This window comes from Sphingobium salicis subsp. salicis (assembly GCF_049472635.1).
GTDB classification, from domain to species: domain Bacteria; phylum Pseudomonadota; class Alphaproteobacteria; order Sphingomonadales; family Sphingomonadaceae; genus Sphingobium; species Sphingobium yanoikuyae_A.
On the sequence record NZ_JAYRCS010000001.1, the window covers coordinates 946,858 to 964,892 of the forward strand.

Below are 18,035 nucleotides of genomic sequence, written 5' to 3' on the forward strand. Positions count from 1 at the left end.
TCGGCATGATCCCGTTCGCGGGATTCGGGGTGAAGATAGTATGTGCTATCTTATTGGGGCAAGGCGCGGGCGCCCTGATCCGCCCCGGCGATATGGGACGATGATGATGCAGGAAATCGGTGTGGGCCTGATCGGCTATGGGCTTGGCGGGCGGGCCTTCCACGCGCCCTATGTGCTGGCGACGCCGGGCATGGCGCTGCGCGCGGTGGTGTCGCGCGACCCGGCCAAGGTCCATGCCGGCCTGCCCGACATGCAGGTGGTGCCTGATGTCGATGCGCTGCTGGCGTTGCCGGGGATCGATCTGGTGATCGTGTGCAGTCCGGACGAGCTGCATGCCGATCATGCGATCGCGGCGCTGCGGGCGGGCAAGCATGTGCTGGTGGACAAGCCCTTTGCCACCACGCTGGCCGATGCGCGCCGGGTCGCGGCCGAGGCGGAAGGCGCGGGCAGGTTGCTGGCGATCTTCCAGAACCGGCGCTGGGACGCGGATTTCCGCACCTTGCGCCGGCTGATCGCCGAGGGGCGGTTGGGCGAGATCATCCAGTTCGAAAGCCATTTCGACCGTTGGCGACCGACCCCGGCGACGACCTGGAAGGATGCGCGGGCGGCGGGCATCTGGCAGGATCTGGGGCCGCATCTGGTCGATCAGGCGCTGTGCCTGTTCGGCAAGCCCGAAGGGGTGAGCGCGGACATTGCCGCGCTGCGCGAGGGGGCAGCGTCGCCCGACTATTTCCATGTGACGCTGCGCTATTCGCGCCATCGCGTGCTGCTGCATGCGACCAAGCAGGCGGCGGCGCATGGATTGCGCTTCGTCGTCCATGGCACGGGCGGCAGCTGGATCAAGAATGGGACCGACGGGCAGGAGGCGGCGACGGTCGCCGGGCAGCGGCCCGAGGGGGCGGACTGGGGCGTCGATCCGCAGCCGGGCCATCTGACCGATGCGGCGGGCGACATGCATCCGGTCGTGAATGAGCGCGGCGATTATCGGCTGTTCTGGCAGGCGCTGGCTGATGCGATCCGGGGCGAGGGCGCCAATCCGGTGCCGGCGGACGAGGCGATCGCGGTGATGGAAATATTGGAAGCAGGCCTGCGCAGCAGCGCGGAAAGGCGCGAAATCCGACCCTGACCTCCGATCGGGGAAAGCCCCGATACATGGTCTGGAAATAATTTGGTAGAAAGGGGGATTAAAGCCGCCACTGAGGCGTAAGTGACGTATGAAACCCACGTCGCCCAAGGTCGTCGACCTGCTGCCTGCGCTGATGCGCTACGCCCGTCGACTGACCGGCAATGAAAGCGATGCCGAAGACCTGGTCCAGGATGCGCTGGTGCGTGCCTATGCCAATGCCGACAGCTATCAGCGCGGCCGGCCATTGCGCGTCTGGCTGTTTTCCATCCTGCACAATGTCTTCGTCAGTGGCACCCGCCGGGCGGCCGTGCGCGAACGATTCCGCGCCGACGCCGTGGCGCAGGCCGAGCCGGTGGCGGCGCCGGCGCAGGAACAGATGGTCCGGCTGCACCAGATTGAGGCGGCGCTGAGCGCCTTGCCGGAGGAGCAGCAGACCGTGCTGCATCTCGTCGCGGTCGAGGGGCTTTCCTATCAGGATGCGGCCGACGCGATCGGCATTCCCATCGGCACGCTGATTTCGCGCCTGTCCCGCGCCCGCGCTAAGCTGCGCGCGCTGGAGGAGGGGGCGCCCGCCGTGCGCCCCGGCCATCTGCGCATCGTGAGGGATTGAGCCATGGCGGAACTCACCATCACCGAATGCGAACTGCATGCCTATGTCGACGACCAGCTCGACGCTATGGGGCGGCTGGAAGTGGCCGATTATCTCGTGCGCAATCCCGATGTCGCCGCGCGCGTGCTGGCCGATCTGTCGGTGCGGGACGCGATGCGGGCACTAGCGGAGCGCGATGATCAGCCGGTGCCGCAACGTCTGCATGACAACGCCCGCAAGGTGGAAGGCGCGCTGCACCGCAGCCGCCTGTTTCGGCGGCTGAGCGGCGGGCTGGCGATGGCGGCGGGCATCGTCGCCGCGGTGGCGCTGGGCGTGGGCAAGCTGAACATGGGCGTGGCGCCGACGGCGCAGGCGATGCCGGTGTTCATCGAGGAGGCCTTGATGTCGCACAAGACCGCGCTGGTGCGGTCGCACATGAAGTCGCAGCCCGAAATCCCGCATTTCGACCCGGCCGATGTCCGGTCGGCCACCCATATCAACGTGCCGGTGCTGCCGGCGGGCTGGCGGGTGCTGGACGTGCAGCTGTTCCCGTCCGACTATGGGCCGAGCCTGCAACTGGTGATCGATGCAGGCGAAAAGGCGCCGGTGTCGCTGTTCGCGGCGCGGGCCGTCACCGGCCTGCCGGAAACGCCGCGCACCCAGGTCGTCGACGGCGAGACCATCGCCTACTGGGCCCGCAAGGGCACCGTCTATGTGCTGACCGGCGTGGAATCCCAGGATTTCCTGCAGAAGCACGCGGCCGATCTGGCCAATAATCAGGACGCATGAATGAGCATTGATCTCTCGCAACAGACCGGCGCGCTGCGCCGGCAGGCAGATGTCTGCGTCATCGGCGCGGGCGCGGCCGGCATCACCACCGCGCGCCGGCTGCTGGCGGCCGGGCATCAGGTGCTGCTGCTGGAAAGCGGCGGGCTGGACTATGAGCGGGAAACCGCCGACCTCAACGCCGGCAAGAATGTTGGCCAGGCCTATTATGATCTGGACGATGCGCGGCTGCGCTTCTTTGGCGGCACGACGGCGATCTGGGGCGGGCGCTGTGCTACGTTGGACCTGATCGACCTCCAGCGCCGCGACTGGGTGGCGGGATCAGGCTGGCCGCTGTCCTGGGACGAACTGCAGGATTATTATGGCCAGGCGCGCGGCATATTCGAGATTGGCGACGAGCCGGCGAGCGCGGAGGCGCTGAGCGCCCATGGCGTACCGCTGCCGGGGTTCGACCGGTCGGAACTGCACATGCCGGTGTGGAATTTCGATCCGCGTTTCAACCGCTTCACCTTCGACGCGTGCCAGGATCTGCGCGACCATCCACGCTGCGAGATCATCACCCATGCGAGCGTCACACGGATCGTGACGAAGGATGGCGCGATCAGCCGGATCGAGGCGAAGGCGCTGGCCGGCGCGCATCTGCATGTCGAGGCCCGCGCCTTCGTGCTGGCGGCGGGCGGGATCGAGAATGCCCGGCTGCTGCTGGCGTCGAATATCGGCAATGAGCGCGACCAGGTCGGCCGCCACTTCATGGAGCATCCCCATGCGCGCGGCGGGCGGATCGTCGATGCCAGGGCCTGGCCGCTGCTCAAGGCGTTCGGCCGGCGGCACCGGATCGGCGGGCATGACATGGCGGCGCTGATCACACCCTCGGCCGATCTGCAGCAGCGCGAGGGGCTGCTCAACAGTTCGTTGACGATCGTCGGGCGGCAACCGGCGCGGGCGTCGCAATTCTGGGGCATGCGGGCCTATGGATCGCTCAAGCATGACATGTCGCCGACGCGCAGCGGCCGGCGGCTATGGATGATGACCAAGAAGGCGGCGACCTGGGCCCAGCGCCATGTCGATCCGCTGCGCCCCTGGCTGCTGCACAAGGCGGGCAAGCTGGAGATCGCGCTGCTGGTGCGGGCGGAGCAGGCGCCCAATCCCGACAGCCGGGTGCTGCTGACGAAGGAACGTGATGCGTTGGGCGTGCCGCGCGTGGCGCTGGATTGGCGCTTGTCGGCGATCGACAAGCATAGCGTGACGGGACTGGTCGATGGTCTGGGCCGCGAACTCAAGCGGCTGGGCATGGGCCGGGTCGAGCGTGCCGACTGGCTGGACGAGCCGGGCGAATTGTGGCGCAACGATCCGCTCATCTCCTCCCACGCGATCGGCGGCTATCATCATATGGGCACGACCCGCATGGCGACCGATCCGCGCCAGGGCGTGGTGGATGCCGATGGCCGGGTGCATGGCCAGGCCAATCTCTATGTCGTGGGATCGTCGACTTTCCCGACGTCAAGCTGGGCCAACCCGACGCTGACCATTGCCGCGCTGGCGTTGCGCACGGCCGATCGGCTGTCGGTCGCCCTCAACCGGCCAGTGGCGCAGCCAGTGCGGGTGCCGGGACTGGCGAAGGCATCGTAGCGCTTACTTTGAGGTTCGCCGAACGGTGGTGATGGGTGGGAACAAGACATTCCTCCCCGGCACGGGGAGGGGGACCACTCGCGCAGCGAGTGGTGGAGGGGCACAGGCCCAATAGCGCAGCACTAATAGGCACCTGCCCCTCCGTCAGCGCTTCGCGCTGCCACCTCCCCGTTCCGGGGAGGAATGTCCATTTCTGGTCGTTTCTCGACAGGCTCGAAACGAACGGATGTGGGAGCGTGCAGGCTGAGGGTGTCAGTCGACCGGGCCGTGGAATTCGGCTTCGACGATGCCCAGGTGCCAGCCGGGCGGGACGGCGTCGGCGCCGGTGTCGCCGGCCTGGCGGGCGCTGGCGAGTTCCACCACCTTGCCGAAGGCGTCCCTGTCCTGCACCGGGCCGGTCTGGCGGATGCGCAGCGTCTGGCCGGTCGTGGCGGGGAAGCGCAGCGTGGTATAGCCAAGCTGTCGTTCGGTCTCGCCGCGCCAGACGCTTTTGCCGTCGATCGTCAGTTCGAGCGGATAGGCGCGCGAGCGCCAGCCGACCAGCTTCAGGTCGATTTCGCTGAGGCGTACCGGCGTGGCGAAACGATATTCGATCCAGCCATTGTCTGGCTTGCCGTCGCTCGCCCAGCGGGTGAGTTCATTGTCGTCGACGGTGGCACCCGCATCGGCCTGTCCTGACCCGGCGCGGATGTCCTGCGCGAGGAATGTGGTGCGGTGCGGGGTGAAGCTGGGGGTGGCGGGTGTCGGGCCGCGCACCAGACTGCCGGGCTGGAAGGCGTCGGCGAAATCGGTGGACAGGCCGCCCTTGGTGGCGGCGGGCAGCTTGGTCGCGATCGACAGGCTGGCGGATTTGAGGCCTGGCGCGGTCGCGGTGAGCGATACGGTGCCGGCCTTCGTCCCCGCGCGGATCAGGACGCGATTGATCCCGCCCTCCAGCGGCAGGTCGGGCGAGAGGATATAATTATCCTCCTCGCGCGCGGTGCCGGCATAGGAGGTGGTGCCGTCCGCGCCATGCGCCTTGGTCACGACCGCTTCGCCTTCGGTCTGGCCGGCGCGGACCTTGCCCTGGCTGTCGCCCTGGGCAATGCCGCCGCGCCAGAGCGCCGGCCCCTTGAGATCGAAATGGACCTTGCTGGCGTCGACCGGCATGCGGCGGCCCTGGGCATCGACCGCCTCGACATCGACCAGTGCGATGTCGGCGCCGTCCATCACGAAGCCGCGCGGCGAGACATGGGGGGTGAGTTTGAGCGCGACCGCCGGGCCGGTGGTCGAGAGGCTGAACTCCGAGGTCTTGCCATCGGCGTGGGTGGCGACGGCGCGCAGCATGCCGGGGGCAAAGGCGATAGCCTTCCAGCTGAAGAGGAAACTATCGCTGCGCTGGCCCTTGCCGAGCGAGCGGCCGTTGAGGAACAGCTCGACGCTATCCCCATTGGACACGACGCTCATGTCCTTGACCGTGCCGGGCGCATAGTTCCAGTGGCCGATAATGTGGGTGGCGGGGGTGACGCTGTCGACCCAGTCATCCCACATCACCTGATGCGCGAAAAAGCCCTGCTTGGGGATGCGCACGGCGTCGACTTCGCCCGAGCGGCGGTAATTATTGTCGCCGCGATAATGGGTGTTGCTGTCCGACCAGATGATGTTGACCCCGCCCGAGCTGACGCGGGTGCCGGTGCCCGGCCGCATGACATAATAGTCGTTCCAGCGCTTCACATCCTCGATGGCATGGCTGTCCTGGTTGCGATTATAGGCGGGCGCATCTTTGTGGAAGGGCGGGGTGAAATTGTCCTGATAGGCGCGGGCGGCTTCGTCGCGGCTATATTCCATCGACCACATCGGATGCTTCGCGCTCTTGTTGATATACATCATCTCGCCGCCATATTCGGCGACTTTGCTGTCCAGCATTTCGCGCGATCCGATGGCGCGGCCGCCATGGGGATCATATTGATCGCGGATCGCCTTCATCTCCGCCATATGCGCTTCGCTGATATTCTCGTTCCCGCTTTCGTAGAAGAGGATCGAGGGATTGTTGCGATTATAGATGATCGCGTCGCGCATCACTTCCTTGCGCTGGTCCCAGCGGCGGCCGGTGACGTCACTTTCGGCGTCGCCCGCCGGCATCGCCTGCATCAGGCCGACGCGATCGGCGGATTCGATGTCCTGCTTGGACGGGGTGACGTGCATCCAGCGGACCAGATTGCCGCCGCTCTCCACCATCAGCGCGTTGGAAAAGTCGCTGATCCAGGGCGGGATGGAGGTGCCGACGGCGGGCCATTCGTTGGAGGTGCGCTGGGCATAGCCATGGACCATGATGGTACGGCCGTTGAGGTCGACCTTGCCATCGCCGAAGCGGGTCTGGCGGAAGCCGGTCCTGGTGTCGACGCTGTCGATCACCTTGCCAGCATTTTTTGGCCCCTTGTCGATCAGGCTGGTCGTGACGGTGTAGAGATAGCCATAGCCCCAGCTCCAATAATGGAGGTCGGCGACCGGCGCGGCGGCGGCGAGGGTGGCGGTCTGGCCGGGTGCGATCGAGGTGGCGGCGCTGTCGAAGCGGGCGATGCGGCGACCGGCGGGATCGCGCACTTCGACGCGGAGCGACAAGGCGCGCGCGGCGGCGCTGTCGTTGCGGACCTGGCTTTCGGCATGAATATTGGCGCGGCGGCCGGCGATGTCGAAACCGTCGGCCCAGATATATTGGCCGGTGGTGCCCAGCGTCGAATAGAGCGGCAGCGTCTGATAGACCGGGCCGGTCAGGTGGAGCCGGACATTCTTGGTAATGCCGCCATAATTGACGTTGAAATTGTCATTGTTCCACTGGAAGCCGCTGCCGGTGGCGCGTTCCTTATATTTCCAGTCATTGTCGACGCGCACGGCGATGACATTGTCGCCGGGACGGAGCGCAGCACTGATGTCGGCGCCAAAGGCCATCACGCCATGTTCGGAGAGGGCGACCGAGCGGCCATTGACCCAGATTTCGGCGGCCTGGCGCACGCCCTCGAACTCCAGGAAGGCCCTGCCGCGTGTGGCATCGGCCGGGAGCGTGATGTGCTTGCGATACCAGATGATGCCGGTGGACAGCGCCTTGATGTCGCGGGCGAAGGCCTGCGTCTCGTTGAAGGCGTTGGGCAGGGTGACGCTCTGCCAGTCCTTGTCGTCAAAGCCGGGCTGCTGCGCACCGGCCTGATCGCCGGTGGTCATCAGCCAGCCGGGATTGAGATTATAGGTCTGGCGCGGCGAGGCGGTGACGGTGGAGGCGTCATGGGCGGCGGCGGGGAGCGCGGGAAGGAGCGGCGCCAGCGCCAGCAGGGCCAGGCCACCCCGCAACTGACGCACCCGCGCGCCGACAGCCGATTTCCGCTTCATGCCCTTGCCCTCTCCGAATATTGGTCAGGCCACTTTGGGCGATGCCGGGCGAAGGGTCAATAGATATCCCTAAAAATGGATATGTGATCCATATATTGGTCAGTCAGGTGGATAGCGCATGTAGCGCCACCCACCCGATCGAGGGTCAGCGTTCGCCCTGCTTGCCGGCGCCCAGATAGAAGCTGGCGTGCGGCGGCTGATTATAGGCGGTGTTCTGCCAGGCGACGCCGAGGCGATAGACCGGATCCTGCATCAGCGTGACGAAGCGGTGCGTGGTCGGATAGGGGGTGGTGTAGATGCGCACTTCGCGATTGTCGGCGCTGCGCCACACCACTTCCTCGCGCCAGTCGCCGATCAGGTCCGCCTGCAACGCCGGTGTCGCCTTGGTGCCGTTGTTGGACGACAGGCCCTCGGGCGAGAGCAGGGGGATTTCCCTGCCATTTTCCCAGTCCCATTTGGAAATGGTCGTCTTGTCGAGTAGTTCGCGCAGCAGGTCGCCGTCCCACCAGATGGCGAAGTTCGTCTGGCGCGGGCGCGGGCCGATCGGCTTGCCGGCGACGTCGAACAGTTCGGCCGAACTGGAATTCCAGAATTCGGCGCCCCAGTGGCGCGGATCGATATCGGCGGCGACGCCGCGGCCGGTATCCTTTTCGGCCGGGGTGGACCAGAGCATCTCGCCGGTGCGCGCGTCGAGCAGGGCGGAGCCGATCATGCCATTCTGGCGCTGATCCTCGAACACGCCGAATTTTTCCAGGCCAGGGCGGGCGGGGTCAAGATCGCTGACATGCATGGTGTCGCCATGGAAGAGCGGCTGGGTCCACAGCCCCTTGCCATCGTCATCCACCGCCATCGATCCGTAGATCACCTCGTCGCGGCCGTCGCCATCGACATCGGCGATCGAAAGCTGGTGATTGCCGCGTCCGGCATAGTCGCCTTTGCCCGGCTGGCTGCTGTCGAACAGCCAGCGCTGGGTCAACTTGCCGTCGCGCCAGTCCCAGGCGGCGATCGCGGTGCGGGCATAATAGCCGCGGCCAAAGACCATCGAGGGCAGATGTCCGTCGAGATAGGCGACGCCGGCCAGGAACCGGTCGGATCGGTTGGCATAGCCATCGCCCCAGCTTTCGGCCAGCTGCTGCGTCGTGGGATTGCCGCCGGGATAGCGCGGCGGATCATAGGGGGCGGTGGCGAGTGCCTTGCCGGTGAGGCCGTCGAAGACGGTCAGATATTCCGGCCCCTTAACGATGCGGCCCTGCATCGGCGCGACCTTCGTGCCATCGGGCAGTATCTTGGCGCCGGTGCGGTCGCGCTGCGGCACTTCGCCATCATGGCCGCGCCAGTCGGCCCTGGCGTCGCCGATCACCGTGCCGGTGCCGTCGACCGTGCCGTCGGCGGTCTTCATCGCCACTTCGGCGCGGCCGTCGCCGTCGAAGTCGAAGGCCAGGAACTGGGTATAATGGGCGCCGGCGCGGATGTTGCGGCCAAGGTCGATGCGCCACAGCCGTGTGCCATCGAGCCGATAGGCGTCGAGCAGCACCGATCCGCTATAGCCGCCCTGGCTGTTGTCATGGCTGTTGGTCGGATCCCATTTCAGGATGATCTCGTAACGGCCGTCACCGTCCAGATCGGCCGCGCTCGCATCATTGGCGGTGTAGCTGAACGACTCGCCGGCCGGGGTGACGCCGTCGGCGGGGGGCGTGAGGGGGATGGAGAGATAGGATTTGTCCCACATCATGGCGGGAGAGGGGGCGCGTTTGTCGCCGATCGGCTGCACCGCATAGCGGCTGGTCGTGCTGCCCTTCTTGTCGACGAAGGCGGTGGCTTCGCCGACGCGGCTGTCATGGATCGGCTTGCCGTCGCGCAACAGGCGGAAGCGGATGGTGGCGGGATCATCGGCCAGTAGACGCCATGTAATGAGCATGCCGCCGCCCTGCGCTGGTAGCGCTACCGCGCCGCGATCAAGCCGTTCGGCCGCTATTCGGGCGGTGGGGCCAGTTGCCAATGCCATGGTCGAAGTCGCCAGCCCGAGCGTCATGGTAAAGGCCCGAATAGTGGTGCGCATTTGCATCAAGCTCCCCTCCGGATCACTACTGATCCAAATATTAGAATTGCATCCCACATATAGGTTCAGTAACTCTCCGTCTAGAAACTGATTCGACGACCGTGGGGAAACGGAGTCGGTCATGGGGTGTTCTGGGAGAGAGGGGATCGGCTATGCGCGAGCATACCACTGAAAGTGCACGCAATTTTTCAAACATCGCAATGGTTCGCCGGACGCTGAAGGGCGCTTCCGCCCTCGCCATGGCCGGCGTCATGCTGGTGTCGGCTTCGGCCATTGCTCAGACAAATGACGAAGGCGAAAAGAAGCAGGGCGCCGCTTCGGCCGCCGATATCGTTGTCGTCGGTACCCGCGCCTCGCTCCAGTCGGCGATCAACCGTAAGAAGATCGCCAACACCGTCGTCGACTCGATCGTCGCCGACGATATCGCCAGCTTCCCCGACAAGAATATCGGTGACTCGCTCGCCCGCATCACCGGCGTCCAGCTGAGCCGCGACTTTGGCGAGGGCACGCAGATCTCGATCCGCGGCGTCGAGCCCGACCTCAACCGCGTCGAGATCAACGGCGTCAGCCAGGTCAGCGCTACCGGCACCCGCGCCGGCGACTTCCGTGAAATCGCGGCCGAACTGGTCAAGTCGATCGACGTCTACAAGGGCTATGCCGTCGACCTGACCGAAGGCGGCATTGGCGGCACCGTGCGCGTCGAAACGCGCAAGCCGCTGGAGCTGAAGGATCCGCTCTTTTCGCTGACGGCGGCGGGGCAGAATCAGGAACTGACCGAAACCTGGAAGCCGCGCCTGACCTTCTTTGCCGGCGCGCCCAAATTCCTGATCGATGGCCTGGGTATCCTGGTCAACGCCACCTATAGCGACGTCGACACGCGCCAGGATTATATCAGCAATACCAACTGGTCGCGCCTCGCTGATTTCGATCATTCTACCGAAAAGACGGTCGCCGATCCGCTCTATGCCAATTACAACACATATGAGAGCTGCGCCGGCGTCGGCGGCACCTCGACGGCCAACGCGACCGCACGCCGACTGGCCTGCGAAACCCAGTTCTTCGACTGGGCGCCGACCGTGCCGCGCTATCGCCAGTGGGTCCGCAACGACAAGCGCATTTCGGGCGATGTGACGCTGCAGTATCAGGTTGCTCCCAGTTTCCGGGCCTATGCCAATGCGCAGATCAACCTGCGCAACCAGCGTCTGCAGGACACCAATTATTCGATCGACCTGGGTCGTATCGAGCGCTTCAATCTCGATCCCGCTCTGGCGGCTGGCACCAATGGCGGTACGTCGCGCCCGCGCGTGCAACTGGGCACGTCGACGGTGAATGAAAATCATGTCGTCACCAGCCTGACCACGGCGGTCAATGCGGTGAATGTCGGCACGGCTGCTGCTCCCAACTGGAATGGCGCGGCCAATATCGTGGGCGTCCAGCGCCGCGACTTCAGCTATGACCAGAACAGCAAATATTTCTCGGGTGGCTTCACCTGGGACGTGGGCAGCCGGCTGAAGATCGACGCGATGGGGTCGCATGCGACCGCGCATACCGAGCAGGAAACCAACCTGATCTCGATCGGCACCAGCGTTGCTGGCATCAGCATCGACCGCAGCAATGATCAGGGGGTGCCGGTCTTCACCTTCCCGTCAAGCTTCGATCCGGCGGATCCCAACGTCTATACCGATTATTCGCGTGTGGGCGCCAATGGCCAGCCGCTGCCCGTTTATGGGCCGGCGCTGCAATATCGTCCGGGCCAGCTGAACAACACCGAAGACCAGCTGAAGTTCGATGCGGATTGGGAAATCGACCATCCGATCGTCAGCAAGATCGAGTTCGGTGGCCAGTGGCGCCGGCAAAAGTTCCTCAACTATGCTGGCGGCGGCTCGCGCCTGCTCGATCCTACGACGATGACCTATCAGTCGAGCGCCAACGTGTCCTACACGACCAATATCGTCGAGAACCCGACGCAGACCCGCAACGGCAATACCTGGTACATGACCCCCGGCCAATATCAGGCGATGGTGAGCGCGCTGGGTGGCGTTACCGGCGGCGCACCGCTCTTTTCGGGCCTGAAGGGCGCGCCTTCGGGCATTCCGAGCGCGATCGCCTTCCCGAATTTCGATGCCAGCGTGCTGTCGCAATTCTATGACCTGTCGGGCTTCGACCAGGATCTGGTGCTGGAGGCCAATGGCCTGCCGCAGATTCCGAGCGCGCGCATCGACGAGAAAATCTATGCCGGCTATGTCATGGCCGATATTGATACCGAGATCTTCGGTATGCGCCTTACCGGCAATGCCGGCCTGCGCTGGACCCATACCAAGGATACCGGCGTCGGTACGAACATCAGCCGTGTGACGCGGGTCAATGCGACCGGCGGCACCGAGACGGTGACGATTGCTGCGCAGGAAGCCCTGATTTCCAACAGCTACACGGATTTCCTGCCGGCGTTCAACGCGAACCTGGAACTGACCCGCGACCTGTTCCTGCGCGCCAACTGGGCCAAGAACCTGGCCCGTCCCAAGCCGGCCGACCTGGTGCCGAACATCAACTGTCTGGATGACCAGACCCTCATCGGGACCGATGATGTCTGCACCGCCGGCAACCCGGACCTGAAGCCCTATCGCGCTGACCAGTGGGAAGCCAACCTGGCCTGGTATCCCAATGCCGACACGATGCTGAGCCTTGGCTATTACAAGAAATATGAGTCGAGCTTCGTCATTCCCAACGTGACGCGCAGCGGTGTCGACCTGTTCCATGACGGCACCAGCTATACCGTGCGTCAGCCGGTCAACGGCTATGGCGCGCTGCTCGACGGTATCGAGGCGAGCGCCCAGACCGCCTTCACCTTCCTGCCCAAGCCGTTCGACGGGTTCGGTGCCAGCGGCAACTTCACCTATGCCCGCGCCATCCGCACCAATCTGACCAACAGCGCGACCGGTGCGGAGCTGAAGGAATATCCCGGCCTTTCCAAATATACTTACAATGCCAGCTTCTTCTACGACAAGGACTGGCTGAACTTCCGGGTGAGCTACAATTATCGGTCCAAGTGGCTGGATACGGTGATCAGCGCGACCAATGGCAACAACCCGCTCTATCGCAAGGGCGAAGGCTATCTGGACGGCAAGATCACGCTGCGCTTCCCGGAATATCATTTCAGCGTCTTCCTGGAGGGGCAGAACCTCAACAAGGAATATTCCAAGGTCTATATCAACAAGGATATGCCGGTGGATCTCTATTATCCTGGCCGTCGCTTCTTCGTCGGTATCCAGGGCAAGTTCTGATCCCATTCCCTTGGGGAAGGGCAAAGACGCGGTTCCGGGCATGTTCCGGGGCCGCGTTTTCTTTTGCGGGTGGGCGCGACGGGGCAGGTCGGGTCATGGGAAGGTGACGCGCCCGCCTTTCGAAAACCGCGGTGTGCGCCCCGGATATTGGCAGCGGGCGCGTCGCCCGCTCGATATCATCCGGGCGCGTCCTGTCCTGTCGTTTGTCGGCACGACAGTTGTGCGCCGTGCGCAGAAATGGCGTGGATGCGCGCGCTTGATCGGCAAGGATGCACAGGGATCGGTTGCTGTCGCGATGTTGGGGGGCAGCTGGGTTCGAGCCAGCGACCTACTGATTGAAAGCCCCGCTACATCGCGCCATTCGAGGTCAATTATGGTCATCGGGCGGCTCGCGGGCACGTAAAACCGCGACATTCAGTCATTCGGCGTCAGTCGACGGCAGTGAAGGATAGTGGCCGTTCGGTGCTCGGCGCTGTGCTTGAAATGGAATGTCGCTTGGTCATACGCAATCTCACTGAAGCCCGCATCAGGGACCTGCTTTTCGCCTCTGGCATCCACCGGGACGAGCAGCTCAAAGACCTGATGGTCATATGCCACAAGACAATGCGCTCCTATGCCGTTCAGGGCGACGTGCGTCACGTCAGGACGGTGCGGGTCAAGATCGACCGCTGCGACCGGATCGGGTCGCGCGAAGCTCGTAACCGGGCGAAGGCGTTGATGTCGCAGATACGATCCGGCGTGGACCCGACGGAGGGGGCGGCCGAGACTGGCATAACGCTGGCGCGGGCTCTGAAGACCTATCTGCGCGGCATCCAGGCGGGCCGCGGCAACCCATCTATCGCCATCGTCGGCAGATTAGCAGCTGTTCTCGGTTGCCACCCGAGCGCACTGCTGAATGAAGGCACAGTGGGCTAAGTGGCGGTCTGTCGCAATCAAACTCCGACGTTAGCCTGAAGAGAAGCCCTGGAATACGCCCGTGCGGACCTTGACCGACAGGCTCTGGCTCACAATAGTTTCCTGAACTCAATAATGTGGAAAATTCATGCCAGACGAGAATGCAAAACGGCAAGATATTGAGCAGGCAGTCAATGCCCTTGAACCGCACCGGGATTGCCGAAGGCCATTTCATTTAAATTAGGCTGCCAGTGGGACGTCGTCCAGCATGGCATAATATCGCTGCTCGGCTTCGACCGGTGGGATGTTTCCGATGGGCTCCAAGAGCCGCCGATTATTGAACCAGTCCACCCATTCCAGCGTAGCGTACTCAACGGCCTCAAACGACCGCCAAGGCCCTCGACGGTGGATCACCTCGGCTTTGTAGAGACCGTTGATGGTTTCGGCCAAAGCATTGTCGTAGCTGTCTCCAACGCTTCCAACTGACGGCTCGATGCCAGCTTCGGCGAGACGCTCGGTATATTTGATGGACACGTACTGCGATCCGCGGTCGCTGTGATGAACCAGGCCGCCTCGGTGAACAGGCCGCCGATCGTGGATAGCCTGCTCCAGCGCATCCAGCACGAAGCCGGCGTGCGCGGTTCTGCTGACGCGCCAGCCCACGATGTAGCGGGCGTAGACGTCGATAACGAAGGCGACATAGACGAACCCCGCCCAGGTCGCGACATAGGTGAAATCCGAGACCCAGAGCATGTTCGGTGCCGGAGCATGAAACTGGCGATTGACCTGATCCAGCGGGCATGGTGCTGCCTTATCGGCAATCGTGGTGCGCACCGGCTTGCCCCGGATCACCCCTTGCAAGCCAAGATCTCGCATGAGCCGTTGCACGGTGCAGCGAGCAACATCGAAACCCTCGCGCTTCATCTGCCGCCACACCTTGCGCACGCCGTAAACGCCGAAATTCTCCGCAAACACGCGCAAAACCTCGGGCCTCAGAGCCTCGTCTCGTCGAATGCGTGCGGACTGCAGTGCGGGGTCGCGTCGTTTGGCGACGCGCTCATGATAGGTGGATGGGGCGATCGGCAGAACCCGGCAGATCGGCTCGACCCCATAGGCATCGCGATGTTCATCGATAAAGGCGATCATCGTTTGAACGGGCGGTCGAGCTCCGCCTGAGCAAAATATGCCGACGCCTTGCGAAGGATCTCGTTAGCTTGCCGCAGTTCGCGGACCTCACGCTCAAGCGCCTTGAGCTTCTCGGCTGTCTCCGTCGGCACCCCGCCGCGCTTGCCGCTGTCCACCTCGGACTTCTTCACCCATTCCAGCAGCGTGTGCCCGGAACACCCGATCTTCTCGGCCACCGATGTGATCGCCGCCCAGCGGGAAGGATAATCACCTTCATGATCCAGAACCATGCGGATCGCCCGCTCGCGAACCTCGGGTGCAAACTTGTTCGTCGTCTTGCTCATCGTAGACCCTTCCTCTCAGAGGCTGTTTGGGAAATCGGCGGCAGGGGTTGTCATAGGCGTATCTGCGTGATTCAGGCTCTGGATGTGGACGCAGCAGAGCCGGGGGCGGATGGCCCAGATTGCGAAGAAGACGAAGCGTTATCCCAGTGACCTGACCGATGAGGAATGGGATCGCCTTGCGCCGTTGATGCCCAAGCCGGGTCGTCGAGGCCGTCCCCGCGAGGTGGATTTCCGCGAAGTGATCAACGCGGTCCGCTATCTGGTGCGATCGGGGTGTGGTTGGCGGATGCTGCCGATCCATTTTGGCGCCTGGCAGACGGTCTATGGCTGGTTTCGGGAGCTGGCACGCAGGTTCCTGTTCCAGACGATCCACGACATCGAATTGATGTTGGACCGAGAACGTGAGGGGCGAGAAGCCAGCCCCAGTGCGGCGGTCATCGACAGCCAGTCGGTCAAGGCGCCTTCCGCAGAAAAGCGCGGTTTTGACGCAGGCAAGAAGATCGTCGGTCGCAAGCGGCATATCGCAGTCGACACCGATGGACGCTTGCTGATGGTCAACCTCACTACCGCCGATATCTCCGATAGTGCAGGCGCTCAGGCGATCCTCGATGGCATCCGCAAGCGCTGGCCGTGGGTGAAGCATCTCTTTGCCGATGGCGCCTATGATCGCCTCAAGCTCATGGACAAGGCCAGCTACCTCGACTTTGTCGTGGAGGTCATCCGTCGAAGCGATCGCCAGCAGGGCTTCAAGGTGCTTCCGCGCCGCTGGGTCGTCGAACGCACCTTCGGATGGATGACCCGATGGCGCCGTCTGGTCCGCGACTACGAAAAGCGCATCGACGTCTCACAGGCGATGATCCTCGTCGCCATGGGTGGAAACCTACTACGCCGAAACGCTCATCCCTGATTTTCCAAACGGACTCTCAGGAGTTAGGGCCTCCGGCAATCCCGGTGCGGTTCACCTTCGATCACTTTCCCCCATCCAAGTTGAAGTCCTTACGGACATCATCGCCAAATTTGCGGAAGAGCAAATTAGCGAGCACATCCGTAATGATTTTCTCGATGAAGAAGCATTCGAATATTTTTCTACTCGTCTTGCCGCGCACCATGCATCAAGCGGAGTGGCGCTGAAAAAGGAGAACTTCGAACACATACTCGAACAATCCTTTAAACGCACCGGCCATGATGCGAAACGAACGGACAGCATGGTCCACCGAGGCGCTGACCTTGAAGTCGATGCTCGCTTTTTCTCGCTTAAAACTGAAGCCGCCAAGGGCTTAAATCCCAAGTCGATCACGATTTCAAAGTTAATGGAGGCGCGGTGGATCAGAGACCTGAACGGTCCTGAGGATGCTCCCGAACAGGTGCAAGAACGCATTCTCTCGCATCTCCAAGAATATGAGCGAATTTTCATGCTTCGGAGCTACGGCAACGAGGAACGGGTCCGTTATGATCTTCGGGAAATCCCAAAAGATGTCTTGGCCGCGGTGGCAAATCTGGAGGCAAAAGATTTTGGGAAGATTACAAAAGCCGGTGGCACTAGCGCAGAGGTCAGATTGAACGGCCGAAAAGCGTTCAGGCTTGTCCTTGACGGCAGTGTCGAGAAAATCACAATCTCAGGACTGGATACGGAACTATGCCCGCTGCACGCGTGGTGGGAGCTAGGCCGCCCCGGTTAGACAGATAGAGACAACTGGCCGCTAGCCTGCGAAGTCGCCTCCAATTCCCCATCGATGTCCGCAAGGATTGCGCGAGCTATCTGGGCCGCCACCACCGGCGGCACAGCATCTCCGATTTGTCGGTACTTGAACGACAAGCTTCCCTTGAACTGGTAATCGGCAGGGAAGCCTTGGATTAGAGCCATCTCCCTCACTGTAAGGAGCCTGTCCTGCTCGGGATGAGAGTAGCGGCCGTTGCCGGGGTGGCTGCACTCGCGGGTCACCGTCGGCGCCTGCCGGTCCCATGCAAGCCTACCGTAAATGTCGGGGAATGACCCAGGCTTTTTCGAGTTCATGCTCGGAATGCGCAAATGAGCCAGTTTCTCTGGAATGTCGGTCCAACTCCCCCCATCCTTCGGGATGGCCTGCATCCGCGCCATGGACCCATCCGTCATACGAGGAGACACATGCATCGGGTCGTCAGGGTGCTGCTCTCCCGCCTGAACGGCAGGCAGGTGGCCGATTGCGTCCCTTACAGTCGCGAACGATTGCCGTTCCGGAACGTGCCACTCGAAGCGACCGCCCAATTTTGCAACGATCAGGGAGCGAATACGACTCTGAGGAAGGCCCAGATGTTTGAGATCGTGCACCTCGGCAAAGACGTCGTACCCAAGTTCTGTCAACCGACGATGAAGGCCCTGATAGTGGTGTTTGTGTCGTCCGCGAAGCAATTCCTTGACGTTCTCGACCACCACATATTTCGGCTTCCACGCCTCCGCATAGACCGCCGTGCGCTCGACAAGGTGGTTGCGGGAATCATCGCGGGCATGGTTGCGCGATTGCTTCTGGCTGAAGCCAGTACAGGGCGCACAGGAAATGAGCAGGTCAACATCGTTCGGCTTAAACCCAAAGTGGGCGGCGACGTCTTCAGGAGAAATAACCGCAAGGTCAGCAGAGAGGGGCCGGAGCCCTAGGTTCGCCTCGTAGGTATCGTTGCAGGCAGTCGCGCCGACTGGATGGCTGGGCTTAGCTACCTCAAGGTCCACGGCACCGATCGGCGTGAAGCGCCCCGTGCGGGCAAATCCAGTGGATATTCCGCCACCGCACGAAAACAGATCAACGAACTTCAATTCCCTACCTCACAAACGGCGGTAAGCTTCCACCATCTATACCGAAGGCGA

The 18,035-nt window shown here is 63.1% G+C and carries 12 protein-coding genes and 1 other annotated feature; of the genes, 8 read left to right on the forward strand and 4 right to left on the reverse strand.

What is annotated here, in order from left to right; all coding sequences use genetic code 11:
* Positions 1-100: 100 nt before the first annotated feature.
* The 4 genes from VHN57_RS04665 (at position 101) to VHN57_RS04680 (ending at position 4,130) form a co-directional block, all read left to right on the forward strand.
* Positions 101-1,126 carry an oxidoreductase gene (locus tag VHN57_RS04665; RefSeq protein WP_278988839.1) on the forward strand — a complete coding sequence of 342 codons (1,026 nt, stop codon included), beginning with the start codon at positions 101-103 and terminating at the stop codon, positions 1,124-1,126.
* An 88-nt stretch (positions 1,127-1,214) separates the two neighbouring features.
* Positions 1,215-1,736, forward strand: coding sequence for a sigma-70 family RNA polymerase sigma factor (locus tag VHN57_RS04670; RefSeq protein WP_037507440.1), 522 nt, complete (start codon positions 1,215-1,217; stop codon positions 1,734-1,736).
* Positions 1,737-1,739: 3 nt separating this feature from the next.
* Positions 1,740-2,504 carry an anti-sigma factor family protein gene (locus tag VHN57_RS04675; protein ID WP_278988659.1) on the forward strand — a complete coding sequence of 255 codons (765 nt, stop codon included), beginning with the start codon at positions 1,740-1,742 and terminating at the stop codon, positions 2,502-2,504.
* Positions 2,505-4,130: an FAD-dependent oxidoreductase gene (locus VHN57_RS04680; protein WP_423282921.1), complete on the forward strand. Its 1,626-nt coding sequence runs from the start codon at positions 2,505-2,507 to the stop codon at positions 4,128-4,130. It abuts the gene before it with no gap.
* A gap of 252 nt (positions 4,131-4,382) precedes the next feature.
* Here VHN57_RS04680 and VHN57_RS04685 read toward each other — a convergent pair whose 3' ends face one another.
* Together VHN57_RS04685 and VHN57_RS04690 are read right to left on the reverse strand one after the other, a co-directional pair.
* Complete coding sequence (locus tag VHN57_RS04685; RefSeq protein ID WP_423282923.1) at positions 4,383-7,493, reverse strand: DUF4982 domain-containing protein; 3,111 nt, start codon at positions 7,491-7,493, stop codon at positions 4,383-4,385.
* A 145-nt stretch (positions 7,494-7,638) separates the two neighbouring features.
* Positions 7,639-9,552 (reverse strand): rhamnogalacturonan lyase, encoded by a 1,914-nt coding sequence (locus VHN57_RS04690; protein ID WP_459115394.1) that lies wholly within the window; start codon positions 9,550-9,552, stop codon positions 7,639-7,641.
* 200 nt (positions 9,553-9,752) lie between these two features.
* On the opposite strand from VHN57_RS04690, the gene VHN57_RS04695 reads away from it, so the two are divergent.
* Both VHN57_RS04695 and VHN57_RS04700 read left to right on the forward strand, forming a co-directional pair.
* The gene (locus VHN57_RS04695) at positions 9,753-12,833 is read left to right on the forward strand and encodes a TonB-dependent receptor (protein WP_278987225.1); all 3,081 of its coding nucleotides are present in this window, start codon (positions 9,753-9,755) and stop codon (positions 12,831-12,833) included.
* Positions 12,834-13,328: 495 nt separating this feature from the next.
* Positions 13,329-13,748, forward strand: a complete 420-nt coding sequence (locus VHN57_RS04700; protein ID WP_423282927.1) for a hypothetical protein — start codon at positions 13,329-13,331, stop codon at positions 13,746-13,748.
* A gap of 219 nt (positions 13,749-13,967) precedes the next feature.
* Here VHN57_RS04700 and VHN57_RS04705 read toward each other — a convergent pair.
* Positions 13,968-15,196 (reverse strand): IS3 family transposase gene (locus tag VHN57_RS04705; protein ID WP_423282422.1). Its coding sequence is split into 2 segments (ribosomal slippage): positions 13,968-14,908 and positions 14,908-15,196, totalling 1,230 coding nucleotides; the frame shifts between segments, so codons are not numbered across the junction.
* Positions 14,799-14,915, reverse strand: a sequence feature (AL1L pseudoknot). Its footprint overlaps the gene before it by 117 nt.
* Before the next feature lie 82 nt (positions 15,197-15,278).
* On the opposite strand from VHN57_RS04705, the gene VHN57_RS04710 reads away from it, so the two are divergent.
* Both VHN57_RS04710 and VHN57_RS04715 read left to right on the forward strand, forming a co-directional pair.
* Positions 15,279-16,103, forward strand: a complete 825-nt coding sequence (locus VHN57_RS04710) for an IS5 family transposase (RefSeq protein ID WP_125990377.1) — start codon at positions 15,279-15,281, stop codon at positions 16,101-16,103.
* Positions 16,069-16,875 carry a hypothetical protein gene (locus VHN57_RS04715; RefSeq protein WP_423282929.1) on the forward strand — a complete coding sequence of 269 codons (807 nt, stop codon included), beginning with the start codon at positions 16,069-16,071 and terminating at the stop codon, positions 16,873-16,875. Before VHN57_RS04710 ends, VHN57_RS04715 begins: the two co-directional genes overlap by 35 nt.
* Here the strand turns inward: VHN57_RS04715 and VHN57_RS04720 are convergent.
* The gene (locus VHN57_RS04720) at positions 16,872-17,984 is read right to left on the reverse strand and encodes a DNA cytosine methyltransferase (protein WP_423282931.1); all 1,113 of its coding nucleotides are present in this window, start codon (positions 17,982-17,984) and stop codon (positions 16,872-16,874) included. The two genes, VHN57_RS04715 and VHN57_RS04720, sit on opposite strands and share 4 nt — an antisense overlap.
* Positions 17,985-18,035 lie beyond the last annotated feature (51 nt).